Here is a 21453-nt window from a genome sequence, read left to right on the forward strand (position 1 = left end):
TCACATCGGGATACGGAAGATCGACTCAATCCCGTGGCACTCGAAAGAGTGAAGATTCGCAGGTCAGGGTGGTGAGAAGTCCGCTTCGTCCGCTAGTCTCTGAATTGGTAGTCCGGGAACGTGAAATAGATGTGAAGGGGCGGGTGCCGACGATGCTCCCAGTGCTTCCAGTGTTTTTGGTCGGGGCGGTTTCCGCGCCTCTTATCAAGAAAGTGATCAGGCCGGTCGTCCGCGGCACGATCAAGACGTCCGTGAAACTCGCGGTCGATGTGAAACGGGCGGCGCACGAGATCAACGAGGACATCAGCGACATCGCCGCCGAGGCGAGCGCCGAAGCCTTCGCCGCGGACGTCCGGGGCGACGCGGACGTGCCGCGCCAGAGCGCCAAGAAGCCGCGCGCGGGCAAGGCGGTCGCGACCGACTGACCCGGACGGCGGGCCCGGCGGCATCGCGATGCCGGAGCCGTATCGCTCCGAGCTGCGTTGCCTGCTGGGCCGCCGGTGGTCACGGGCGTCTGCGGGTGAAGTGCTACCGGCTGTGGCCTTCGACGGCGCGCAGCGTTCTGAGGCAGGCGGCCCGGGGGCCAGGGTTGGCATGCGCCCGAGCGGGCAGCCGCCCGCAGAGATCCCTGTCGCGGAGGTCGTCATGCCGGTCGCCACCTTCAGCCTGGTCGCTCTGGACTGCCCCGACCCGGAAGCACTGGCCGGTTTCTACGCGGGCCTGCTCGGGGGCGAGGTGCAGAAGTACAACGACATCTGGTGCGACCTCCGCACGCCCGACGGCATCCGGATCGGCTTCCAGCGTGCGCCCGGGCTGAGGCCGCCGTCCTGGCCTCGCGCGGACGACAACGCACAGCAGCTCCACCTGGATCTCACCGTCTCGGACATGGAAGCCGCCCAGGAGCGCGCCCTCGCGCTCGGGGCGAGGCCGCTGGACCTTGACGACGACGGTGGCGAGCGGAACTTCCGCGTGTACGCGGACCCGGCGGGACACCCCTTCTGCCTCTGCCGCACCTGACGCCGCACCCTGGGGAAGCAGCGCAGTACGCGCCGGGCAAGCGGACACCCGCCGCAGGGCAGCGCCCGGGCCTGGAGCCGGCTCGCGCAGCATGACGGTGGCGACAACTCCGGCTACGCGATGCCGGTTGCCGCCCCCGCTCCTCATATGGACCACCGCCACGTGCGCGGATATCGGAGCCGCCACAGACTGGGCCTGTGTCCGAGCAACGCGAACGGCGGGCCCGACCTGCCACGAAGTCCACCTCGAAGCGCGCCTCCGGGAGCAAGGCCGACCACGCGGTCGACGGGCCCGAGGAGGCCGCTCGCCGTGCGTGCCGCAGCCTGGCCCGCCTCATCACCCACGAGACCGAAGGCGTGTCGGCCGTGCGCCGGGCCGAGGACGGCTGGCGGGTGAACGTGGACGTGCTCGAGGTGCCGCGGATCCCGGACACGACCAGCCTGCTGGCGACCTACGCGGTGGAACTCGACAACGGGGGACGCCTCGTCGAGTACGAGCGGATCAGGCGCTACCGGCGCGGCGCGCGGGACGACTGACGGCGACAAAGCCGTCCCCTGGAAGAGGAAGAGCCCCTATGTCGACGAGCACCACCACGTACAACGAGGCCGCAGTCTGTGTCCCGCGTGCCGGAACCCTCTACGACGTCCTTGAACTGATCCTCGACCGCGGCATGGTCATCGACATCTTCGTCCGGGTGTCGCTCGTCGGCATCGAGATTCTGAAGATCGACGCCCGCATCGTGGTCGCCAGCGTCGACACCTACCTCCGCTTCGCCGAAGTCTGCAACCGTCTCGACCTCAACGAGGACGCCTCCAGCAGGACGGTCCCCGACCTCTTCGCCGGCATGTCCCGCAGCGTCGTCACCACGGGGGCCAGGAGGACCGCCAAGTCCCTCGGCGGTCGCGTGAAGGAGGCGGTCGGGATCGACGAGGACGACGACCGGGAGGACGAGTACGACGAGCGGGACGAGGAGGAGAGGGAGAAGGCACCGCCCCGCAAACGCGCTTCGGGCACCCGCTCCAGGCCGGCCAAGAAGAAGACCGCCTCGAAAACCTCCGGCCGTTCGAGCCGGCACTCCAGGGCGGCGTGAGCGGTGGCCCCCTCTCCGCTCTACGTGTACGCGGTCGTCCACGCCGACCTGGCGCTGCCGCTCGGCCTCCGGGGCGTGGGCAGGCCGCCGGCCCCGGTCCGGCTGCTGTCCGCGGGCGAGCTGGCGGCGGTCGTCAGCGACGTGCCGCCCGATCTGCGCGCACGCAGGCGCGATCTGACCGGCCACCAGGACCTGCTGCTGGCCCTCTGCGCGGGGGCCCCCGTCCTGCCGATGCGGTTCGGGATGGTCGCCGACGGCGAGGAGACGGTGCGACGCGCCCTCGACGCCGCGGCCGCGACGCACCTCGCCACCCTGCGACGGCTCGATCGCCGCACCGAGATGAACCTCAAGGCCATGCCCGCGCAGAGCGGCGTGGAGGCCCTCGTACGGGACGACCCGGCCGTACGGCGGCTGGCGGCGGACGTCCGCCGGCGGCCGTCCTACGAGGGCAACGTCAGGCTCGGCTCGGCGATCGCCGAGGGCCTCGCCCGGCGGGCCGCCCAAGCCGCCGACGGCGTCGCGCAAAAGCTGGCGGTGCTCGCCGACGAGTGCGTTCAGGGCGCCGAGGTGCCCGGCTGCGTGCTCAACACCTCCTATCTCATGCCGCACGCGCACGCGGAGCGCTGCAGAGAGCTGGTCGGCCGCAGGTCGGCCGAGCTGCGGGACCTGGTGGAGCTGCGGCTGACAGGCCCGCTGCCCTGCTACAGCTTCGTTCCCCGGGAGGGCAGCCGTGCCGCCGCCGGTACCGCCCCGCGGCCCGTAGCGGTGAGGAGCTGACATGGGTCTGCTCAGCGGGCTGATGCTGCTGCCGCTGGTGCCCGTGCGGGGCGTGGAGTGGGTGGCGGGCCGGCTGCTCGACGCCGCGGAGCAGGAGCTCTACGACCCGGCCACGCTGCGGGTTCAGCTCGGCGAACTGAACCGCGCGTACGAGGCGGGGGAACTCGGTGAGGAGGAGTTCGAGCGCGAGGAGGAGCGCATCCTCGACCTGCTGGAGCAGCCCGGCACCATCCTCGCGGCGGCGCCGGCCGATCCCGGTGGCCCCGGCCACGCCGGTGGCCCCCACCACCCCCACCACCCCGACCACCCTCTCAACTCAGGAAGTGGGTCATGACGGACAGCTATAAGACGACCGTGCTTGCCGGAGTCGCCGGGGGCTATCTCCTCGGCAGGACGAGGAAGGCCAAGCTCGCCCTCACCCTCGCCGCCCTCGTCGCGGGCAGGCGGCTCGCCCCGCAGGACCTGTTGGGCATGGGCGCCCGGAGGATCGCGGACACGCCGCAGGTCGCAGCGGCGTCCGGCCAGGCCACGGACCAGATGATGACGGCCGCGCGGGCGGCGATCGGCTCGCTCGTCGACCGCCGGGTCGCGTCCCTCAGCGACTCGCTGCGCGAGCGTACGGACCGCCTCGGCGCACTGGGGGAGGAGCGCGAGGCCCGTGACGCCCGTGCGGGACGGGATGAGGACGAGGAGGGCCGCAGCCGGCACACGGCCGCGTCGAAGCGGAGGCCCCCGGCCCGTAGGAAGACGGCGGGCAACGCCCGGCCCACCGCCTCCGGGCCGCGGCAGAAGGCGGCCGCCGGCGCCGAGCGCGGCAGCCGCGGCACCGCGAAGAGCACGCGCACGAAGACGGCCGACCGGCCCTCCGGGAGGCAGCGGTCATGACACAGCAGCGCGGAAGTACGGACACCGACGAGACCGCCGACGTTGCGCCGCTGGCGCGCTTGCGCGACGAACTGCTGGAGTACCTGGGCGCGGTCGGCAAGCACGCGGTCGGCAAGGCCACCGACAAGCTCACCGACATCGCCGACCCGGGCAAGCTCGCGCACGACGGCGGCGGCGCCCTCGCCGAGACCGCCGCCCGCGCCGTCAAGGGTGAGAACCCCGTGAAGGTGATGGCGGCCGAGAAGGCGAAGGACGCCAAGGACAAGGTCGTGGGCAAGGCGAAGGAGGCCGTCGGCGCGGACGGCGGCGGGAGCAAGCCGGGCGACCTCAAAGCGATCAACATCATCGAGCACGTCGACATCGGCCGCCCCCTGCGTGTGGTCTACGACCACTTCACGCAGTTCGAGGAGTTCGGCGGCTTCATGAACGGCGTCAGCAACGTCACCCGGGACCCCGAGGACGAGACCAAGACCACCTGGAAAGTGCGCGTCTGGCCCTCCTCCCGCAGCTACGAGGCAACCGTCTCGGAGCAGGTCCCGGACCAGCGGATCGTGTGGTCGTCCGAAGGGTCGAAGGGAACGACGAGCGGCGCCGTGAGCTTCCACGTCCTCGACGACGAGCTGACGCGCGTGACGGTGGTCGTCGAGTACTACCCGTCCGGGTTCGTCGAGAAGACCGGCAACATCTGGCGCGCCCAGGGTCGTCGGCTCCGGCTCGACCTCAAGCACTTCCAGCGCTACGTCACGCTCCAGTCGGAGGACGCGGAGGGCTGGCGCGGTGAGATCCGCGACGGCGAGGTCGTGCGCAGCCACGACGAGGCCATGGAGGAAGAGGAACGCGAGGAGGACGAGCAGGACGAGGACGAGGACCACGAAGACGAAGGCGGCGAGGAAGAGGAGGACGAGGAGGACGAGGAAGAGGAAGAGGAAGACGACGGGCGGCGGCGAGGGGGCCGGAGAACGTGACGGATCACGTCCTTGACCGGCCCATCACCCACCTGCCCTCCACCCCCTCGGGACCGGCCAACCTCGCCGACATCCTCGAACGCGTCCTCGACAAGGGCATCGTCATCGCCGGAGACATCAAGATCGACCTGCTCGACATCGAGCTGCTGACCATCCGCCTCCGCCTGTTCGTCGCGTCCGTCGAGACGGCCAAGAAAGCGGGCATCGACTGGTGGGAGACCGACCCCGCGCTCTCCACCCGTGCGCACCGCGACGCCGTCGACGAGGAGAACGCGCGGCTGCGCGAGCGGGTCGCGGAGCTTGAGGCGAGCGTGGAGGGCGACCGGCCCGAGCGTGCCGGGGCGGGCGGCTGGGAGTCCGTACGGAAGGGGCGCCACCGATGACCGGGACGGTACGCGGGGCGGCGCCGCCGGACGCGCCCGCAACCACGGCCACGTACGTCTACGCGGTCTGCCGCGGCGGTGACGAGTCCGCCCTGGCCGGGCTGCCGGGGCAGGCACCCGGCGCCCCCGTGCGGCTGCTCCGGTTCGGCGATCTCGCCGCCGTGGTGCAGGACGTACCGGCCGCGGAGTTCGGCGAGGACGCCCTGCGCGAGCGGCTGACGGACCGTACGGAGCTGGAACGCTGCGCCCGCGCCCACCACGCCGTCGTCGCCGCCGCGGCCACCGCGGCACCGGTCCTGCCCCTCCCGCTGGCGACGATCTATCGCGGCGACGCGCGGGCCCTGGCCGCGCTCGGCGCCGGCCGTGACCGCTTCACCGCGGCTCTGCGGCGGATCGCGGGCCGGGCGGAGTGGGGCGTGAAGGTCTACGCGCGGCCGGCCGAGCGCCGCTCCGTGCCTGCCGCGCACACGCCGGAACGCCGCGAGGACGAGCGCGCGCCAGCCCGTCCGGGTCACGCGTATCTGGACCGGCTGCGCGGCGTGCGGCACGAGCGCGAACGCCGGCAGGAGGCCGGTCTCCAGGTCGTCGAGGAGGTGGACCGGGTCTTCGCGAATCTCGCCGTCGCCGGACGGCGGCTGCGTCCGCACGACACCAACGTCACCCCGGGGCGCGGCGCGCATCTCCTGAACGGCGCCTACCTCGTCGACGAGGCGCGCGCCGGCGAGGTCGTCGACGCGGTACACCGCCTGCGGCAGAGCCCGGAGTGCCGGGACGTCGAGATCGAACTGACCGGCCCGTGGGTGCCGTACTCGTTCGCGGAAGCAGGTGTGACCGGTGCCGGTGGGTGAGCACGTGGGCGAGGTCGTCGCCTGGGAGGAACCGGACCGCGGCGCACCCATCGGGGTGCCGCTGGTGGACCTGCTCGACCGCGTGCTCAACACGGGTGTCGTGGTCAGCGGCGACCTCGTGCTGGCGATCGCGGAGGTGCCGCTCGTGCGCGTTTCCCTGCACGCGCTGCTGTCGTCCATCAACGAGCGCGTGGCCGCCCCGTGGGGAGACGGTGGTCCGCTGTGACACTGACCTCGCACGGGACGGCCCGCGGTCCGGCGACCGGCCGGCTGGACCTCGACCCCGACCGGGTCGGCCGCGACCTGGTCTCCCTCGTTCTGACCGTCGTCGAGCTGCTCCGCCAGCTCATGGAGCGGCAGGCGCTGCGCCGCTGCGACCACGACGACCTCACCGACGAACAGGTGGAGCGGATCGGCACGACGCTGATGCTGCTCGACCAGCGCATGGATGAACTCTGCGCGGAGCACGGGCTGACCCGCGACGAGCTGAACCTGGACCTCGGGCCGCTCGGCACCCTGCTCGCACGCTGAGCAGGTCCGCCCCGGACACGCAGGGCCGGGGTGCCTTGGCTGTTACGCATGCATGCGGTGGTTTCGCGGTACCCGGATCGGACGGCCGCGGGTTCGCGCGGCCGGTCGAGTTCTGGAGCGTTCCGTCGTGATGTCGTGGTTCCCCCTGTTGGGGACGGTCGGCTACGTGGCCGGCATACCGCTCGCCGCCCGGTTGTTCTACGCGCTCCTCCGGCGGCAGATCATCTCTCTCGACGGCCGCGAGCGAAGGGCCCGGTCGGGTACTTCGATACCCACGACCGTCCCGAGGTGGCCGCCGCCGCGGTGGCCGCCGGGCTGCTCTGGCCCCTGACCGTCCCGGTGTACGCCGCCGGGCGGATCGTGGTCACCGTCGTCACCGCGCGTCCCAGGCGCAGCCGGTACGAGCGCCGCCTGGACGCCCGGCACGTACCCGAGCGTATCCGGGAACTCGAAGAAGAATTCGGCGTCCCGGACGAAGCCCTGGAACGGGACCGGACCCGGCGGTGACGGATCCGGTCCCGGCAGCGCGGAGGCGGCGGCGCCCCGCCGCGGGGGCGGGTCAGTTGTTGGGCATCGCCATGCTGATGTCGCTCAGGGCGGACGTCGGGTCCCGTTCCACCGCCACGTCGCCCAGGGAGACGACCCCGAGGACGCCGCCGCCCTCGTCGACGACGGGCAGCCGGCGCAGCGCGTGCTTGCGCATCAACTCCACGGCGTGGTCCACCCGTTCACCCGGCCCGACGCTGACCAGCTCCTGGCTGCAGGCGTCGGCGACGGTGGTGTCGCCGGCGTAGCGGCCGGCGGCCAGGACGCGCACGACGAGGTCGCGGTCGGTGACCAGCCCGCGCAGCTCGTTGTCGTCGGTGACCAGGACGGCGCCGATGTCGTCGTCGCGCATCCTGCGGGCGACTTCCGGCACCGCGGTCAGCGTACCCACCGCCACCGGGGCCGCGGTCATGATCTCGTGGACCTGCTGATCGGCCATGGCTGTCTCCTTCGCCTGGGGATACGACGGCCCGGTGCCGTCGAGCGGGACTTCCCCGGTACCCGTCAGCCCGACGTTCAGACACCTGTTTCCGCCCCTGTGTCAGGCGACCGGTGCGGGCCCCTCGCCGGCGAGCACCCGGACCGTGCGCAGCCGGGGGTCCGCGGCGTCCGGGACGTACATGCCCGCGCGGATCCCGGTGGCCAGGTACTTCAGCACCGGGCCGTTCAGCCGCTCCCCGGGCAGGGCGACGGGGATCCCCGGCGGATAGGGCGTGAGCATCTCGGCCGCCACCCGCCCCGCGGCCTCGCCGAGCGGCACGTCCGCCACGGCGCCGAAATACGCATCGCGCGGCAGGCAGGTCTGCTCCAGCCGCAGTTCGGCCGCGGACGGCACGGCAACGGGGGCCGGCCGGGGGAGTTCCGCGGCGTGCGCGGCGAGGTCCCGTAGCGCCTCCAGCAGCGCGCCGGCGGTCGACTCGTCGTCGGCGTGGGTGAGTTGGGTGCTGATGCGGCGATGGTCGGCCAGGTGGGTGGTGAGCCGGTGGTGCCGGCGCAGCCAGTCGGCCGCGGCGTAGCCGGCGAGGCCCAGCCCGGCCAGGTCGATGACGACGGGCAGCGGGTCGAGGCCGGCGGCGCGCCCGGTGCCGGTGTACTCGGCGCGGCCGTCCACGTGGAGTCCGGGGATGTCCTCGATCCGCGCGCGTACGCGTGCGGCCAGGTCCAGCGCGCGGTCGAGCAGCCGGGGGCCGTGCAGGGCCATCTGCCGGCGCCAGCCGTCCAGGCCGGCGTAGATGAGGACCGACGGGCTGGTGGTGCCCAGCAGGTCGGCGCGGGAACGGAGCACCGCGGGATCGATGCGGTCGCCCTGCAGGTGGAACACGGAACCCTGCTCCAGGCCGCTGCCCATCTTGTGGATGCTCGTCACGCACACGTCCGCGCCGGCGTCCATCGCCCAGGTCGGCACCCGGTCGGAGAACGGGAGGTGGGCGCCCCACGCCTCGTCCACCAGCAGCGGACGTCCGCGCCGGTGGCAGATGTCGGCCAGCGCCGCCAGGTCCGCGCACGAGCCGTACGGCGTCGGGCTGGTCACCAGCGCACCGCGGGCGTCGGGGTGCTCGGCGAAGGCCCGCTCGTACGCCGCCGGGGACGGCGGATGCGCCAGGTGCCGCTCGTCGTCGAAGCACGGCTCGACCCACACCGGGCGCAGCCCGGACAGGATGAGCCCGGAGACCACGGACTTGTGCGCGTCCCGGCCCATCATCAGCTTCTCGTACGGCCCTGCCACCGCCAGCATCGCCGCCTTGACCGACAGCGAGCTGCCGCAGGTGGAGAAGAAGGTGTGCTCCGCCCGTACGGCGTCCGCCATCAGCACCTCGGCGTCGCGCAGCACGCCGCCCGAGGCCCGCCGGTCGTCCAGGCCGCTGATCGCCAGCACGTCGGAGGCGAACACCGCGTCCCCCAGCACCTCGCGCACCTCGGGATCCGCGCCCCGGGCCTGCTTGTGCCCGGGCGGGGTGAAGGGGAGCAGGCCGTCCCGGCGGTAGTGGCCGAGTGCCTCAAGCACCGGCGCGCGCGAGTGATCCATGCCTCCGCCCTATCCGGTCGTACGGCGGTGGCCGTCTCCGACTGCCGTCTGCCCCGGCGCTTCGGCCGGCACGGTGCCGACGGCTGTCGCCGGCTTCCCCACGGTCCGGGTGGACGTCACTGTTCCTCGCGGGAGTCCGGCCGGTCTTCACGGCGGTCGCTGCCCGGCAGCATCTCCTGGGCTTTGGCCTTGACGCCCTGGCGGACCATGGCGGCGCGGTCGCTGTCGCCCTTGAGCACGGAGGCCGCGGCGGCTTCGATCTGGTCGAGGGTCGCGTGCGGTGGGATGGGGGGTACGGCCGGGTCGGTGTGGAAGTCGAGGACGTAGGGCTGTTCTGCGGCCAGGGCCGTCTCCCAGGCGTGCTGCACCTGGTCCGGCTTGTCCACCCGGATGCCGCCCAGGCCGAGGGAGCGTGCGAAGTCGGCGTAGGCGACGTCGGGCAGGGACTGCGAGGGCAGGAACTGGGGTGCGCCGTTCATGGCGCGCATCTCCCAGGTGACCTGGTTGAGGTCGTGGTTGTTGAAGACCGCCACGATCAGTCGGGGGTCTTCCCAGTCCTGCCAGTACTTCTGGATCGTGATCAGCTCCGCGAGGCCGTTCATCTGCATCGCGCCGTCGCCGACCAGGGCGATCGCGGGCCGCTCGCCATGGGCGAACTTCGCCCCGATCGCGTACGGGACGCCGGGGCCCATGGTGGCCAGGGTGCCGGAGAGCGATCCGCGCATGCCGTCGCGCAGCCGCAGGTGGCGGGCGTACCAGTTGGCGGCGGAGCCGGAGTCGGCGGTGAGGATGACGTTCCTGGGCAGCAGGCCGTTGAGGCTGTGCACCACGTACTCGGGGTTGACCGGGTCGGCGTCGACCGCGGCGCGCCGCTCCATGACCTGCCACCAGCGCGCGTTCTTCTGCTCGATCTTCTTGCGCCAGCCGCCGTTCCCGGCCTGCCGCAGTTGCGGCAGGAGCCGCTGGAGCGTCGCGCGGGCGTCGCCGACGAGGTTGACCTCGAACGGGTAGCGCAGACCGATCATGTGCGCGTCGACGTCGATCTGCACGGCACGCGCCTGGCCGTACTCGGGGAGGAACTGGGTGTAGGGGAAGCTGGAGCCGATGACCAGCAGCGTGTCGCAGTCCTGCATCAGGTCGTACGAGGGCCGGGTGCCCAGCAGGCCGATCGCCCCGGTGACGCAGGGGAGTTCGTCGTCGAGCACGTCCTTGCCGAGGAGCGCCTTGGCCACGCCGGCGCCCAGCCGGTCGGCGACCTCCATGACCTCCCGCCGGGCGCCGCGCGCACCCTGGCCGACGAGGACGGCGACCCTCTCACCCGCGTTCAGCAACTCCGCGGCCCGTTCGATGTCGGGCTCGGCCGGGACGGGGGCGTAGTTCGACATGTCGAGGCTGGAGGGCACCATCTTGAACGCGTGCTCGGGCGCGGAGTAGTCGAGGTCCTGCACGTCGGCAGGGATGATGAGGGCGGTCACCGTGCGGCGGGCGATGGCGGTGCGCATGGCGCGGTCGAGGACGTTGGGCAACTGCTCCGGGACGGTGACCATCTCGCAGAAGTCGGAGGCGACGTCCTTGTAGAGGCTGAGTAGGTCGACCTCCTGCTGGTAGGAGCCGCCCATGGCGCTGCGGTTGGTCTGTCCGACGATCGCGACCACGGGGACGTGGTCGAGCTTGGCGTCGTACAGGCCGTTGAGGAGGTGGATGGCGCCGGGCCCGGACGTGGCGGCGCACACGCCGACCCGGCCGGAGAACTTGGCGTAGCCGACGGCCTGGAAGGCGGACATCTCCTCGTGCCTGGCCTGGACGAACCGTGGGTTGTTGTCGGCCCGGCCCCAGGCGGCGAGGAGTTCGTTGATGCCGTCGCCGGGATAGGCGAAGACATGCTCGACCTTCCACGCGCGCAGCCGTTCGAGGACGTAGTCCGAGACTTTGGTCGGCATGCTGTGGCCTTTCGATGACGCGGGTGCGGGTGGGGGACCCGGACGCCCGCACTCGGCCGTGCGGGTGGCGACCGGGCCCCGGCCGCGGCTCTCAGCGCCCGAGCTTGCGCTTGAGCTGGGCCTTGTTCATGGACGAGCGACCATGGATGTTGCGGCGCCGGGCCTCCGCGTAGAGCTGGTCGTACGTCGGCCCTCCGGGGCCCGAGTGGGAGCGGAGACCGCCCCTGCGGCCGGAGGAGATGTCCCTGGTGGAGGTACGGCTCGCGGTGCGCGCCTCGCCGGTGCGGGCCCGTTCCTTGTTCACCGTGCGGGCGGCGATCTCCTTCGCCCGCCGGGGACCGGTGCCGCGCCTCTGCGCGCCCTCCTTGATGTGCTCGTACTGACGTTCCCGTTTCTGGCTGGATCCGCTCGGCATGGTGCCTCCTGTCGGCTTCGTACGGTCGGACCACACCATCGTGTGCCACCCCCGAGACGACATCAAACGGGCAAGAGGTGCCTTCGGGGCATCAAGGGCGGAAGGGGCCGCCGCCCGCGTCCGCGCGGGTGCTGTCCACCGGGCCGCCGGGCGGCTTGGTGCATCCCGGGATCTGGGCAGAACTCGTCTGTCGGCGGCGTGAGAGGTGCCCTGCTCGCGACGACCGGGGAAACGTGCTCTTATGCTGCAAATCGGATACACGATGATGACCGAGCAGGCGGGACCGAGGGAACTGGTCGAACACGTCGTCGCGGCCGAGGAAGCGGGTTTCGACTTCTCGGTCACCTCTGACCACTACTCCCCGTGGCTGCGCTCCCAGGGGCACAGCCCGTACGCCTGTCGGCCGCGGCTGGCCCGGTGTCGACGTCCGGCACGAGATGCTGGAGGAGGCCGTCGGCATCATCCGGGACCTCTTCGGCGGCGGTCACGTCACCCGGCACGGCACACACTTCTCCGTCGACTCGGCGCGGCTGTGGGACCTGCCGGACCGGCCCCCGCCGATCGGCATCGCGGTCTCGGGCGAGCAGTCCTGCGCGCTGGCCGGCCGGCTCGCCGACCTGGTCATCGCCACGGAGCCCCAAGCCGGGCTGCTGGAGTCCTTCGACCGGCACGGCGGTGCGGGCAAGCCGCGCGTCGGGCAGTTGCCCGTCAGCTACGACCCGGACCGCGAGGCGGCTCCCGCGCCCCCCGCCCGGCGGGCCACGGCGGACTTCCCCGGGCCGGCTACCGGCCCCGGCCCGTGAGGAGGTCGCGGGCCCGGTCGACCATCCCCATGCCGGGGTCGACGAGCCTGTTGGCAGGCGGGGTCGACGGCATCCGGGGGTGCGGGCGGGTGGGGGAGGTCTTCTTCGCCGTACGGACCCTCTCGCCCAGGTCCCACAGCACGTCCTCGCCGCAGTCCCGGCGCATCCGCACGAAGAGCGTGCTCTCCTCGTCGTGGATGTGGGCGATCACCTCGCGCTGAAGCGCGCGGACCGCCGGGTCGAAGGCGGGATCGCGGGGCTCCATGCCCTCCAGTTCCTTGAGCATCTGCTCGACCTGGGCGTGATCGGCGAGTTCCTTGTCGGCGATCTTCCCGCCATTCGGCAGATGCTCGCGCACCGCGGGGTAGAGGTGCTGTTCCTCCGCGACCGAGTGCCGCACCAGCTCGACGGTCAACTGGTCCAGCAGCCGCTTACGGTCATGACTGCCGGGCGGGGTCTGGTGGAACTGCCCGAAGAAATCCGCCACCTCGCGATGGTCGGTGGTCAGTTCGTCGATGACGTCTCCGCCGTGTCCCATCATGATCTCCTTCCACTGTGATCCGCGAACTCCCGCGGGGACGTTCGCGGGTACGGGACGCGGCGAGTACCCCGATTCCCGGAGCCGATGCGGCCGGCCGGCGGCCCGCGCAGGCGGAGCGCTCCGCGTGGCGCCCGGGAAGGTCAAGATCGGGGTGTTTTCCCTGATATGCAGGGGTTCGGCGCGGCATCTACGGAGAGCGCCGCCGCGGACGCGGCCGATCGGCGGTGTGCGGCGCGGGGGCCGAGGTACCCGTGGTGCCGACGAGCGCCGGCCGGGTTCGCATGGACCGGTGGGCCGGGCAGGGCAGGAGGCGTCATGACGGGCAGCAGGATCGACGACGTGTGGGGCGCGCGTACGCCGTATCCCGCGGGCGGCCAGTGGCCGGGGCGGGTGGACCGGTTCCTGACGGTCGCCGAGGACCGGGGTGGAGCGCTGGGTGCCCTCGGCCTGCGTGCTGTGCTCCAACGGGTGCGCCATGGACGTGGCGGTCACGGACGGCCGGATCGTGGGCGTACGCGGCCGGGCCGGGGAACGGATCAACCACGGCCGGCTCGGCCCCAAGGGCCTGTACGGCTGGCAGGCGAACCACGCCCGTGACCGGCTGACCGACCCCCTCGTCCGCGGCAGCGACGGCGAACTGCGGCCCGCCGACTGGGACACCGCCATGGACGCCATGACCGCGCGCTCCGCCCGGGTGCTCGTCGAGCACGGCCCGCGGGGGCTCGCCTTCCACACCTCCGGCCAGCTCTTCGCCGAGGAGTACTACACGCAGGCCGTCATCGCCCGCGGCGGCATCGGCACCCCGCACCTGGACGGCAACACCCGGCTGTGCACCGCGACCGCCGACCGGCGCGCCGCACGGGCCCGGCGAGTACGCCGCCCACGACCCGGGCGGCCGGGCGTTCCGCAGGGCCGCGGCGTACGAGCCGCCGGAGGAGCCGGTCGACGACGACTACCCGCTGCATATGACCACCGGTCGCCGGGTGTATCACTGGCACACCCGCACCAAGACCGCCCGCGTCCCCGAACTCGACGCGGCGGCACCGCACGTGTGGGTCGAGCTGTGCCCCGACGACGCCAGGGCCCGCGGCATCCGCGACGGTGACCTCGTACGCGTCACGTCCCGCCGCGGCGAGGTCGTGGCCCCGGCCCTGCTCACCGGCAGCCGTGCCGGCACCGTCTTCGTCCCGTTCCACTACGGCTACTTCGACCAGCCCGACCCCCGCCGCCGCACCCCCGCCGCCGCACCCGCGCCGCCAACGAACTCACCCGCACCGCCTGGGACCCGGTCTCCAAGCAGCCCTTGTTCAAGACCGCCGCAGTCCGGGTCGAGAAGGCCGGCCCCCGGGCCGAGGCCGAGCCTGTTGATTCCCCGGGCCTCCGGTGAGCCGCCCGCCCCCTCGCGGGCGACGAGGTGGACCGGAGGGTGACGCAGCTTCCCGCCGGGGCCTCCCCGGAGGAGCACGTTCTACGCGGCGGTCCGGTCCACCTCCACGCCCTCGTACACGCGCTCGCAGGTACGGCTGATCAGGCGGGAGACGTGCATCTGCGAGATGCCCAGGTGGTCGGCGATTCTCCTTTGGGTCATGTCGCGGAAGAAGCGCAGGTAGAGGATCTCGCGTTCGCGTTCCGGCAGCCGGCTCAGGTGCGGTCGCACGGCCTCGCGGTCCACGGCCTGGTCGAACCCGGGTTCGGCGCTGCCGACGGTGTCGGCGAGCGAGTAGCCGTCCTCGGTGTCGGTCAGGTTGGCGTCGAGGGAGAGGGTGGCGTAGCTCTCCAGGGCCCCCAGTCCCGTGCGTACCTCGTCCTCGGTCAGGCCGGCCGCCTCGGCGATGTCCGCGGTCGGGGGGAAGCGGTCGTCGGCGCTGGTGACCAGCGCCATGCTCGCGCTGCGGACGCGGTTGCGCAGGTCCTGGACCCGGCGGGGCACGTGGACGCCCCACATGTGGTCGCGGAAGTGGCGCTTCAGCTCGCCGACGATCGTGGGCACGGCGAAGCTCTCGAAGGCGTGGCCGCGCTCGGGGTCGTAGCGCCCGACGGCCTTGACCAGGCCGAGGTGCGCGACCTGTTCCAGGTCCTCCAGCGCTTCGCCACGGTTCTTGAAGCGGCGGGCGAGCCGCGCCGCCATCGGCATCCAGGCGCGTACGACCTCCTGTTGCAGCGCCGTCTTGCCGGCACCTTCCGGCATGCCGGCGAGCCGGCGGAACTGCGCGGAGGTGTCGGGTGCGTCATCGTGGGGGTGTTTCCCGTTCCCTGCCCGGACATACGCCACGGGGGCCTCCCTCGGGCGAGTTGCGAACGTTCGGTTCTTACGGGAGGGAGGCTGCGGCGTGATACCGGCGCACCGGTGAGCGGGCCGCAGACGACGCTCCGGACCGTACGCAGCCGGAGCGACGGCTGACAAGCCATCCACTCCCGCGGCGTGCCTCTGGTCCGAAGCACGTCAGTCCACCTGCCCGCAGTCGGACGCCGCAAACGCGAATCGCCCGGCTTACGGCCACGCCACACGCCGTACGACCGGGACCTGAACGGTCCTTCCCGGGTACGGCGCCGCACCCAGTGCCCGCGCCCCTGCCCGCCCTCGCGGGTGCCCCGGCCACGACGACCCTCACCCGCGCCCGCCGCCGTCCGGGTGCCACCGGCGGGCGTCCGGCGACTCGGCGACCTGGCGCAGCGTACGGCCGCTGCGCGCGGAGCGGGCCCGCTGAGGGTCTGGCGTGCCGCCGGTGCCGCGCCCGGATCCGGTCCGTACGAGCAGCCACATCGGCTTCTCACCGGAGCCGTCACCCTGGGCGCCGCCTTGGGCACCGCCGCGGAAGCGGGTGAGCGCGTACCGGCCGTGCAGCTTCCGGCCGTGCAGCTCGAAGACGGCGTGGCCGTCGTCGACGGCCTGCCCGAACGGCACCGGCCGCCCGCGCCTGTCGTGGCTGACCGGGCGATAGGTGCCGGTGTCCCAGACGATGACGGTGCCGCCGCCGTACTCCCCCTCGGGGATCACGCCCTCGAACCCCAGGTAGTCCAGGGGGTGGTCCTCGGTGGGGATGGCGAGCCTCTTGTCGTGGGGATCGGTGGAGGGCCCCTTGGGGACCGCCCAGGACTTCAGGACGCCGTCGACCTCCAGGCGGAAGTCGAAGTGCAGCGTGCTCGCGTCGTGGATCTGCACCACGAACGCCGGCTCGTCCTCGTCGCCCGGCGCCGCTTCGTCGCGCGCGGCGCGCTCGCCGCCCGGCTCGCTCGTCCTGTCGAAATGCCGCTTCTCGCGGTAGGCCCGCAGCTCGTCCTTCTTGCCCAAGACAGCCCCTTGCGTCGCCTCGCTCGTCCGCCTCGCTCGTCCGCCTCGCTCGTCCGCCTCGCTCGTCCGCCTCGCTCGTCCGCCTCGGCCGGGTGCTCCCGCCGTGCCTTCGCGGCACATGCGCTCCGGATCATCATCATCCGCCGGGCCGGGTTGTGCGGCGTGTTACTCCTCCGACCGGGTGCGGAACGAGCGCGTCGACGCACGGACCGGCATGTGGGTGATGCGGCCCCCTGCCCAGGACCGTCGATGCCCCAGGCTTGGCGGCCGTTGCTATCGCTGCCGGTCGGTGTCCCCGTCCGGTGGCGGGTGCGGGAGGGCCGGGGGCGCGAGGTTCGACTGGTTTCCGGGCTCTTCGTGCCGCGCCAGGAGGGTCAGGAGGGTGGCCACGGTCAGGCCGGACTCGGCTGGGTGGCGCAGAGGGACGTCTTCTTGGATGCGGTAGGTGTTGGAGCGGCCGTGCCGGGTGCGGGAGAGATAGCCGGCCTGCTCCAGGTCGGCGATGATCCGCTGGCAGGCGCGCTCGGTGAGTCGGCAATGTGCTGCTATGTCGCGGATCCGCACGGAGGGGTTGTCGGCGATCGTGGCCAGGACGCGGGCGTGGTTGGTGAGGAAGGTCCAGCCGGTGTGTGATTCGGGTGCGGTAGCCATCACCGGTATCGTACGATGCCACGTTCGCGTACCGTAATACGCGAAATCCATGTCGTGAATCGTCGTGCATCATCGAGTGAGGCGAGCAGGAGACCGTCATGCCCTCTCCGCATATGGACCCCGGGATGCCCCACATACCGCCTGTGGCCGACAACGACACCACCGCTCAGCCATCTCAGCAGCCGGAGGGAGAGTCCGGGGCGGCCCTCGGCGGGCTGCCGCCGTGGGTCCGGCACCGGCTGGCCGAGTTGAGCGAGGAGAACGCCCAACTCAAACAGGCCATCCGGACCAGGCCGGTGGTCGATCAGGCCCGCGGGGTCCTGATGGCCGTCCTCGACGGCGATGCCGACGACGCCTGGCAGGTGCTTCGGCAGACCTCCCAGCACGCCAACGTCCCGCTGCGCGACGTGGCCTCATGGGTGGTTTCCTCCACCGGCGGCACACCGATCTGCGAAGACCTTCGGGTTCCGATGCGCAAGGCGATCGAACGGGTGTGGAGGCAGCGAGATGGTGAAGGCAGCAGACGCACCGCATCTGCTTCTTGACGAGGTCTGCCAACTCCTGACCGCCGCCGGCTTCGACGTCACCGCCGGTGGCGGAGAAGGGGCGGCGGGCCTGCACGTGCGGCGCAACGTCGATGCCGTGGTGGTGCGGTGGGAGCCCGGCGCCGCGCTCGATCCCGCCGGACGTGGCGACAACGAGCACGACGGCATCCGGGCGGCCCTGCGTTACGCACTGCTGGCGACCCTCACCCGAGCCGGCCATGCCGTCCACGTCGACCACGACAGCGACGACGTCCACGTCAGAGGGGGACCGGCGCCAACGGAGCGCGGCGTGGTGATCGGTGATGCCGGCGGGTAACCGGCGACGCCCCCACCGCCGTCGGCGCGCTCGCGACCTGGGGCGCGCGCCCGCACTCCGGGTGTGCTCCGGCCGCATGGAACTCGTCCCGACGACCGCTACTGGACGGGGTGAGCCGACTGGCGCGGCGTCCCGCGGCACACCGTGTCTGTGCTCGTCGGCGCCGCGGTCGGCACCTGCCGCGACAACGCCGATGCGCTGCGCCCGCCGCGTCCCGCGTAACCCTCGGGTTCCCCGCCGGCTCCGAGACGGACGCGTGCCGTCGCGGCGCCAGAGCACTTCAGGTGACAGGTCGTAGGCTGCAGAGTATTGCCATGGCGGATGCGACGACGCTCTACAGCCTCATCAGCGGAATCGGCGGCGCCTTGATCGGCGGGATTGCCGGCGTGTACCCGACAGCGTCAGTCCGAGTTCGGCTGCGAGTGGCAGACCCCGGTGCCCCGACGATCCGTCTTGGTGGCCTTCGCTGAAGGTTTTCTCGTAACTGTGAGGGCCGGTGTGTTGGTCACGCCGTTCAGACGTCAGCACCTGTACCAGCCCTCACAGTTACGCAACAGCCACCATGACGTGCCCGCCATGGCCCCGGGAAATCGGCGCGCTCATCGCCGAGCAGGTCGCCCCGCTGGCGCCCGGGGGGCGTAGCCGTTCGCCAAGGCCACGTGAGCGGGCAGGGCGCCGTCCGCCGTGAGCGAGAGCCCGCCGGGAGCCCTCGCTCACACGGTGCTCGATGCCGGGCTCGGCCGTGGCCGCAGTCCCGGTCATCCCGTCCGCCGCGAGGATACGGCGGGGTTCCCGGGGGAAAAGACCAATCGGCATCGACTTCCGGGAAGGGGAGGCGCCGCTAGTACGGCCCGCCGTGCGGGCCCGGCGCCGTGAGCGCCGCGACGATCTCATCTCCCATCTGGTCGACGAGGGCTGCTCGGACCAGGAGGTCCTGGGGGAATGCCTCACCTTCGCGGCGGCGGGCATGGTCACCACCCGTGAGTTCATCAGCGCCGCCGCCTGGCATCCGTTCGCAGACAAGGCATTGCTGACGCACTATCGGGCGGGGGACGAGGACGGGCGGCTCGCGGTGCTCAACGAGATTCTTCGTGTCGAACCGGTCATCGGCCGGCTCAGTCGCCGGGCCACCGAGCCGCTCGACCTGTCCGGCCAGGGCGACGAGACGCTGACGGTGCAGACAGGGGACCGCATCGACATTCTCATCGACCGCACGAACCTCGACGAACGCTCCGTGGGTCCGGTGCCACCCCGTATCCGTCCCGGGCGCGCCATGAAAGACGGTGTCGGGTCCCCCGGTCTCTCCTTCGGTGACGGCCCACACAAATGCCCCGGAATCCACGTCGCACTTCAGGAGACGGACATCTTCCTCAGCCGGCTGTTCGCGATTCCGGGACTACGGATGGCGACACCGCCCACGGTCGGTTTCATCGAGGGCATCAGCAGCTACGAACTCCGCCACTGCGTCCTGGAGGTCGCCACCGCGCCGTGACCGAACGGGTCCGGTACCGCGAGCACAACCGGTCCCTTGCCGGAGTACGGATCGGTATCAGGGGCGGTGTCAGGTCACGTTTGCCGCCTGCGGGCCGAGCGTTGGGACGCCGACCGCGGGCCGGTCGTCGAAGAACCGTGACGACCGGCCTGGTCGGTGGGGGAGACCCGCGTGGAGCGGATCCGCTGCTGGGTGCGGCTGGTTCCGATCAAACGGTCACGGCGTGCACTTGTCTGCGCCGCCCTGGCCGGCCGCCCAGCCGATGCCTCCGGCAAGGTGCTTGACGAGGTTGTTGTTCCCGCCGTTCTCCGTGTAGGACTCGGCGAAGTGGCCCATCCCGGTGACCCAGATGCGGCCGCCGTCGTACCGCTTGCACCAGGAGATCGGGTGGTCCTCGCCCATCGCGTTGGGGCCGGGGTCGTACGACTCCTCGTCGAGCGTTGCCAGCACCCGCGCGTCGCCGCGCACGCTGCGGGCGAAGTTGTAGTGCTCGTCCCCGAAGGCGAACTCCTTGGGGAGGTTGCGCGTCGACGGGTGGTGGCGGTCGGCGACCCGCACCGTGGCGACGTTGTTCAGGTCGCTGGCGGCGTGGCCGGTCATCAGCGTGCCGACCGCGCTGTCGGCCGCGCCGTCCCACCAGTCCCAGGTGGTGACGCCGGCGCCCATGTCGACCGCGTTGTGGTTCGCGGCGATCCCGCCGCCGGCGTTGACGAACCCCCGGATCGCGGCGCGCTGCTCCTCGTCCCACAGCGGGCCCGGACGGCCGCCGCCGAGCCACTGTGACGAGGAGTTGAAGAGGAAGATCGCGTCGTACTGGGCCAGGTTCTCCGGGGTGAAGACGCGGGGGTTCGCGTCCGGGTGGTCGCAGTTGCCGACAGCCCCGCCGAGACCGTCGCAGTCCTCCCGTACCCATGAGATCCCGGCCTTGTCCAGCGCGTTCTGGATCGGGCCGATGCCCCCGTCGATCGATCCGGCGTGGCGGTACCCGGTCGTCCCGGTGTAGATCAGGACTTTCGGCTCGGACTTGGCCTCGGCAGGTACGGCCGATGTCGCGACGAGCCCGATCGCCGCCACCGCCAACAACGCGCGGTGAACTCCTTGTCGTGCGTAACGCATGGCACTCCCCTCACCTCTGGTGTCTTCATCAACTACGGCCTCTTTTCGAGGACATGTCAAGACGACCATGCTGGCCCGGTCACTTGCCGTGCCCCCGTGGGGCACCTCCGACCTGGCTTTTGAGCTGTGCCGCAAGTGCATGTCCGTGCCGGCGCCGGTGTGCGAGGCTCTCCGGCAACGCAATCACGAAATGATCTGCAGCCCGTCGGGTTCCTTTCCGGCCCCGGGCGGGCCGCGGCACCCGCTCACGGCGGTCCGTTGCCCAGCAGGACCACTGCCCCGTACGTGCCCGAGGCCACGGCCACCGCCCCTGCCACCGCCGTGCTTCTTCCCGCGGGCCAGCGCGCCATGGGCGCCGCCAGGGGGAGCAGGAGGGGGAAGGCCGGGGTCATCAGGCGGGGGCGGGAGCCGAAGTAGGCGGCGCTGATGAGGGAGAGGGCGACGACGGCGCAGGCGTACGTGAACAGGGCGAGCGGCTGGCGTTGCCGGGCGGCGGCGACCAGGAGCGCGCCGACCAGGCCCAGCGCGGCGCACACCCCGGCGCCGCCGAGCGGGGACGGCCAGGGGCCGGTGAGCAGGTCCCAGGTGAAGCCCGCGAGCGCCGCGCCGCCGTCGATGCGGTTGCCCCAGGCCGCCTGAACGTGGAAGTAACCCAAGGGACTTCCCGCACGCACCCCGACGTAGGCCATGTACGCGACCCAGCCCAGCGGGGCGAGGAGCATCCCGGTCAGCAGCCGCCCGTTCCGGCGCAGCAGCGTGCCGGCCGGCGTGCCGCCGCGGGCCTGCGCCACCAGGTGTGCCGCCCCGGCGGCCGCGAGCGCGGCGAGCAGCGCGGCGGCCGTCGGGCGGCACAGCCCCGCCACCGCGGCCAGCAGGCCCGCCGTCCGCCAGCGGCCGGTCAGGGCGGCGTGGAGGGACCACGCTGTGAGCGCCGTGAACAGGGACTCGGTGTACGCCATCCACTGCACGAACCCCGTCGGCAGCGCGCCCCACAGGGCGGCCAGGAGGACCCCGGCGCGGTGCCCGGCGAGGTGGGCGCCCACCGCGTAGATGCCCCACGCGGCGACGAACGACGAGACCCCCGCCACCAGCAGCCCGGCGTCCGCGGCCCCGAGCGGCGAGCCCGCCGCGAGCAGCCGCTCAAGACCGGGCAGGAGCGGGAAGAAGGCGAGGTCGGGGTGCACGCTCCCGTCCGGCAGCCGGGCCTCGTAGCCGTAGCCGTTCTCCGCGATGCGCCGGTACCAGACCGCGTCCCAGCGGCCGTCGCCGCCGGA

At 72.2% G+C, this 21453-nt stretch carries 26 protein-coding genes and 3 pseudogenes; 19 read left to right on the top strand and 10 right to left on the bottom strand.

What is annotated here, in order from left to right:
• Nucleotides 1-212 precede the first annotated feature (212 nt).
• From OG946_RS34720 to OG946_RS34780, 13 genes are all read left to right on the top strand, one after another.
• Complete coding sequence (locus OG946_RS34720) at nucleotides 213-425, top strand: DUF5132 domain-containing protein (protein ID WP_326799899.1); 213 nt, start codon at nucleotides 213-215, stop codon at nucleotides 423-425.
• A 220-nt stretch (nucleotides 426-645) separates the two neighbouring features.
• Nucleotides 646-1017 (top strand): VOC family protein, encoded by a 372-nt coding sequence (locus tag OG946_RS34725; RefSeq protein ID WP_326799900.1) that lies wholly within the window; start codon nucleotides 646-648, stop codon nucleotides 1015-1017.
• Between the two features lie 197 nt (nucleotides 1018-1214).
• A complete protein-coding gene (gene gvpO / locus OG946_RS34730; protein ID WP_326799901.1) occupies nucleotides 1215-1553 on the top strand; it encodes a gas vesicle protein GvpO in 339 nt (112 codons plus the stop codon).
• A gap of 38 nt (nucleotides 1554-1591) precedes the next feature.
• On the top strand, nucleotides 1592-2107 hold the full coding sequence (gene gvpJ / locus OG946_RS34735; protein WP_326799902.1) for a gas vesicle protein GvpJ: 516 nt from the start codon (nucleotides 1592-1594) through the stop codon (nucleotides 2105-2107).
• A 3-nt stretch (nucleotides 2108-2110) separates the two neighbouring features.
• Complete coding sequence (locus tag OG946_RS34740; RefSeq protein ID WP_326799903.1) at nucleotides 2111-2884, top strand: GvpL/GvpF family gas vesicle protein; 774 nt, start codon at nucleotides 2111-2113, stop codon at nucleotides 2882-2884.
• Nucleotide 2885: 1 nt separating this feature from the next.
• Nucleotides 2886-3218, top strand: coding sequence for a gas vesicle protein GvpG (locus OG946_RS34745; RefSeq protein WP_326799904.1), 333 nt, complete (start codon nucleotides 2886-2888; stop codon nucleotides 3216-3218).
• A complete protein-coding gene (locus tag OG946_RS34750; RefSeq protein ID WP_326799905.1) occupies nucleotides 3215-3769 on the top strand; it encodes a hypothetical protein in 555 nt (184 codons plus the stop codon). The genes OG946_RS34745 and OG946_RS34750 overlap by 4 nt, the downstream gene beginning before the upstream one ends.
• Nucleotides 3766-4734 (top strand): SRPBCC family protein, encoded by a 969-nt coding sequence (locus tag OG946_RS34755; RefSeq protein ID WP_326799906.1) that lies wholly within the window; start codon nucleotides 3766-3768, stop codon nucleotides 4732-4734. Before OG946_RS34750 ends, OG946_RS34755 begins: the two co-directional genes overlap by 4 nt.
• On the top strand, nucleotides 4731-5117 hold the full coding sequence (locus OG946_RS34760; RefSeq protein WP_326799907.1) for a gas vesicle protein: 387 nt from the start codon (nucleotides 4731-4733) through the stop codon (nucleotides 5115-5117). Before OG946_RS34755 ends, OG946_RS34760 begins: the two co-directional genes overlap by 4 nt.
• The gene (locus OG946_RS34765; RefSeq protein WP_326799908.1) at nucleotides 5114-5965 is read left to right on the top strand and encodes a GvpL/GvpF family gas vesicle protein; all 852 of its coding nucleotides are present in this window, start codon (nucleotides 5114-5116) and stop codon (nucleotides 5963-5965) included. Before OG946_RS34760 ends, OG946_RS34765 begins: the two co-directional genes overlap by 4 nt.
• Nucleotides 5952-6191, top strand: coding sequence for a gas vesicle protein (locus OG946_RS34770; RefSeq protein ID WP_047019436.1), 240 nt, complete (start codon nucleotides 5952-5954; stop codon nucleotides 6189-6191). Before OG946_RS34765 ends, OG946_RS34770 begins: the two co-directional genes overlap by 14 nt.
• Complete coding sequence (locus OG946_RS34775) at nucleotides 6188-6496, top strand: gas vesicle protein K (protein ID WP_326799909.1); 309 nt, start codon at nucleotides 6188-6190, stop codon at nucleotides 6494-6496. Before OG946_RS34770 ends, OG946_RS34775 begins: the two co-directional genes overlap by 4 nt.
• Nucleotides 6497-6784: 288 nt before the next feature.
• Nucleotides 6785-7003 (top strand): hypothetical protein, encoded by a 219-nt coding sequence (locus OG946_RS34780; RefSeq protein WP_326799910.1) that lies wholly within the window; start codon nucleotides 6785-6787, stop codon nucleotides 7001-7003.
• Between the two features lie 52 nt (nucleotides 7004-7055).
• Here the strand turns inward: OG946_RS34780 and OG946_RS34785 are convergent, their stop codons facing one another.
• From OG946_RS34785 to OG946_RS34800, 4 genes are all read right to left on the bottom strand, one after another.
• A complete protein-coding gene (locus tag OG946_RS34785; RefSeq protein ID WP_326799911.1) occupies nucleotides 7056-7481 on the bottom strand; it encodes a CBS domain-containing protein in 426 nt (141 codons plus the stop codon).
• 102 nt (nucleotides 7482-7583) lie between these two features.
• On the bottom strand, nucleotides 7584-9068 hold the full coding sequence (locus tag OG946_RS34790; protein WP_326799912.1) for an aminotransferase class I/II-fold pyridoxal phosphate-dependent enzyme: 1485 nt from the start codon (nucleotides 9066-9068) through the stop codon (nucleotides 7584-7586).
• A gap of 116 nt (nucleotides 9069-9184) precedes the next feature.
• Nucleotides 9185-11008: a thiamine pyrophosphate-requiring protein gene (locus OG946_RS34795; RefSeq protein ID WP_326799913.1), complete on the bottom strand. Its 1824-nt coding sequence runs from the start codon at nucleotides 11006-11008 to the stop codon at nucleotides 9185-9187.
• Nucleotides 11009-11099: 91 nt separating this feature from the next.
• A complete protein-coding gene (locus OG946_RS34800; RefSeq protein ID WP_326799914.1) occupies nucleotides 11100-11423 on the bottom strand; it encodes a plasmid stabilization protein in 324 nt (107 codons plus the stop codon).
• 241 nt (nucleotides 11424-11664) lie between these two features.
• Here OG946_RS34800 and OG946_RS34805 point away from each other — a divergent pair.
• A pseudogene (locus tag OG946_RS34805) lies at nucleotides 11665-12160 on the top strand (LLM class flavin-dependent oxidoreductase); the annotation flags it as partial.
• Between the two features lie 46 nt (nucleotides 12161-12206).
• Here OG946_RS34805 and OG946_RS34810 read toward each other — a convergent pair.
• A complete protein-coding gene (locus tag OG946_RS34810; RefSeq protein WP_326799915.1) occupies nucleotides 12207-12764 on the bottom strand; it encodes a hemerythrin domain-containing protein in 558 nt (185 codons plus the stop codon).
• 318 nt (nucleotides 12765-13082) lie between these two features.
• Between OG946_RS34810 and OG946_RS36285 the strand changes: the two are divergent.
• Nucleotides 13083-13668 (top strand): annotated as a pseudogene (locus OG946_RS36285) (molybdopterin-dependent oxidoreductase); the annotation flags it as partial.
• Nucleotides 13669-13732: 64 nt separating this feature from the next.
• A complete protein-coding gene (locus OG946_RS34820; protein WP_326799916.1) occupies nucleotides 13733-14197 on the top strand; it encodes a molybdopterin dinucleotide binding domain-containing protein in 465 nt (154 codons plus the stop codon).
• 38 nt (nucleotides 14198-14235) lie between these two features.
• On the opposite strand, the gene OG946_RS34825 is transcribed toward OG946_RS34820, so the two are convergent.
• The 3 genes from OG946_RS34825 to OG946_RS34835 form a co-directional block, all read right to left on the bottom strand.
• Nucleotides 14236-15039: a SigB/SigF/SigG family RNA polymerase sigma factor gene (locus OG946_RS34825; protein ID WP_326799917.1), complete on the bottom strand. Its 804-nt coding sequence runs from the start codon at nucleotides 15037-15039 to the stop codon at nucleotides 14236-14238.
• Nucleotides 15040-15375: 336 nt separating this feature from the next.
• The gene (locus OG946_RS34830; protein WP_326799918.1) at nucleotides 15376-16059 is read right to left on the bottom strand and encodes a DNA polymerase ligase N-terminal domain-containing protein; all 684 of its coding nucleotides are present in this window, start codon (nucleotides 16057-16059) and stop codon (nucleotides 15376-15378) included.
• Nucleotides 16060-16332: 273 nt separating this feature from the next.
• Nucleotides 16333-16710: a helix-turn-helix transcriptional regulator gene (locus OG946_RS34835; protein WP_326799919.1), complete on the bottom strand. Its 378-nt coding sequence runs from the start codon at nucleotides 16708-16710 to the stop codon at nucleotides 16333-16335.
• A 143-nt stretch (nucleotides 16711-16853) separates the two neighbouring features.
• Between OG946_RS34835 and OG946_RS34840 the strand changes: the two genes are divergently transcribed.
• The 3 genes from OG946_RS34840 to OG946_RS34850 all read left to right on the top strand — a co-directional run bounded on the left by OG946_RS34840 (nucleotide 16854) and on the right by OG946_RS34850 (nucleotide 19063).
• Entirely contained in the window at nucleotides 16854-17255 is a 402-nt protein-coding gene (locus OG946_RS34840; RefSeq protein WP_326799920.1) for an ANTAR domain-containing protein, read from the top strand.
• Nucleotides 17218-17571, top strand: coding sequence for a hypothetical protein (locus tag OG946_RS34845; protein WP_326799921.1), 354 nt, complete (start codon nucleotides 17218-17220; stop codon nucleotides 17569-17571). Before OG946_RS34840 ends, OG946_RS34845 begins: the two co-directional genes overlap by 38 nt.
• Before the next feature lie 856 nt (nucleotides 17572-18427).
• The gene (locus OG946_RS34850; RefSeq protein WP_326799922.1) at nucleotides 18428-19063 is read left to right on the top strand and encodes a cytochrome P450; all 636 of its coding nucleotides are present in this window, start codon (nucleotides 18428-18430) and stop codon (nucleotides 19061-19063) included.
• Between the two features lie 216 nt (nucleotides 19064-19279).
• Here the strand turns inward: OG946_RS34850 and OG946_RS34855 are convergent, their stop codons facing one another.
• Entirely contained in the window at nucleotides 19280-20179 is a 900-nt protein-coding gene (locus tag OG946_RS34855) for a ThuA domain-containing protein (protein WP_326799923.1), read from the bottom strand.
• Nucleotides 20180-20424: 245 nt separating this feature from the next.
• Nucleotides 20425-21444, bottom strand: a pseudogene (locus OG946_RS34860) (hypothetical protein); the annotation flags it as partial.
• Nucleotides 21445-21453 lie beyond the last annotated feature (9 nt).

Origin of the sequence: Streptomyces sp. NBC_01808 (genome assembly GCF_035917395.1) — a bacterium.
Classification (GTDB): domain Bacteria; phylum Actinomycetota; class Actinomycetes; order Streptomycetales; family Streptomycetaceae; genus Streptomyces.

Bases quoted from the DNA above. Each gene is read 5' to 3' on its own strand.
- OG946_RS34725 (WP_326799900.1), top strand. From the start codon at position 646: ATGCCGGTCGCCACCTTCAGCCTGGTCGCTCTGGACTGCCCCGACCCG.
- gvpJ (WP_326799902.1), top strand. From the start codon at position 1,592: ATGTCGACGAGCACCACCACGTACAACGAGGCCGCAGTCTGTGTCCCG.
- OG946_RS34745 (WP_326799904.1), top strand. From the start codon at position 2,886: ATGGGTCTGCTCAGCGGGCTGATGCTGCTGCCGCTGGTGCCCGTGCGG.
- OG946_RS34750 (WP_326799905.1), top strand. From the start codon at position 3,215: ATGACGGACAGCTATAAGACGACCGTGCTTGCCGGAGTCGCCGGGGGC.
- OG946_RS34755 (WP_326799906.1), top strand. From the start codon at position 3,766: ATGACACAGCAGCGCGGAAGTACGGACACCGACGAGACCGCCGACGTT.
- OG946_RS34765 (WP_326799908.1), top strand. From the start codon at position 5,114: ATGACCGGGACGGTACGCGGGGCGGCGCCGCCGGACGCGCCCGCAACC.
- OG946_RS34785 (WP_326799911.1), bottom strand. From the start codon at position 7,481: ATGGCCGATCAGCAGGTCCACGAGATCATGACCGCGGCCCCGGTGGCG.
- OG946_RS34790 (WP_326799912.1), bottom strand. From the start codon at position 9,068: ATGGATCACTCGCGCGCGCCGGTGCTTGAGGCACTCGGCCACTACCGC.
- OG946_RS34795 (WP_326799913.1), bottom strand. From the start codon at position 11,008: ATGCCGACCAAAGTCTCGGACTACGTCCTCGAACGGCTGCGCGCGTGG.
- OG946_RS34800 (WP_326799914.1), bottom strand. From the start codon at position 11,423: ATGCCGAGCGGATCCAGCCAGAAACGGGAACGTCAGTACGAGCACATC.
- OG946_RS34810 (WP_326799915.1), bottom strand. From the start codon at position 12,764: ATGGGACACGGCGGAGACGTCATCGACGAACTGACCACCGACCATCGC.
- OG946_RS34820 (WP_326799916.1), top strand. From the start codon at position 13,733: ATGACCACCGGTCGCCGGGTGTATCACTGGCACACCCGCACCAAGACC.
- OG946_RS34835 (WP_326799919.1), bottom strand. From the start codon at position 16,710: ATGGCTACCGCACCCGAATCACACACCGGCTGGACCTTCCTCACCAAC.
- OG946_RS34845 (WP_326799921.1), top strand. From the start codon at position 17,218: ATGGTGAAGGCAGCAGACGCACCGCATCTGCTTCTTGACGAGGTCTGC.
- OG946_RS34855 (WP_326799923.1), bottom strand. From the start codon at position 20,179: ATGCGTTACGCACGACAAGGAGTTCACCGCGCGTTGTTGGCGGTGGCG.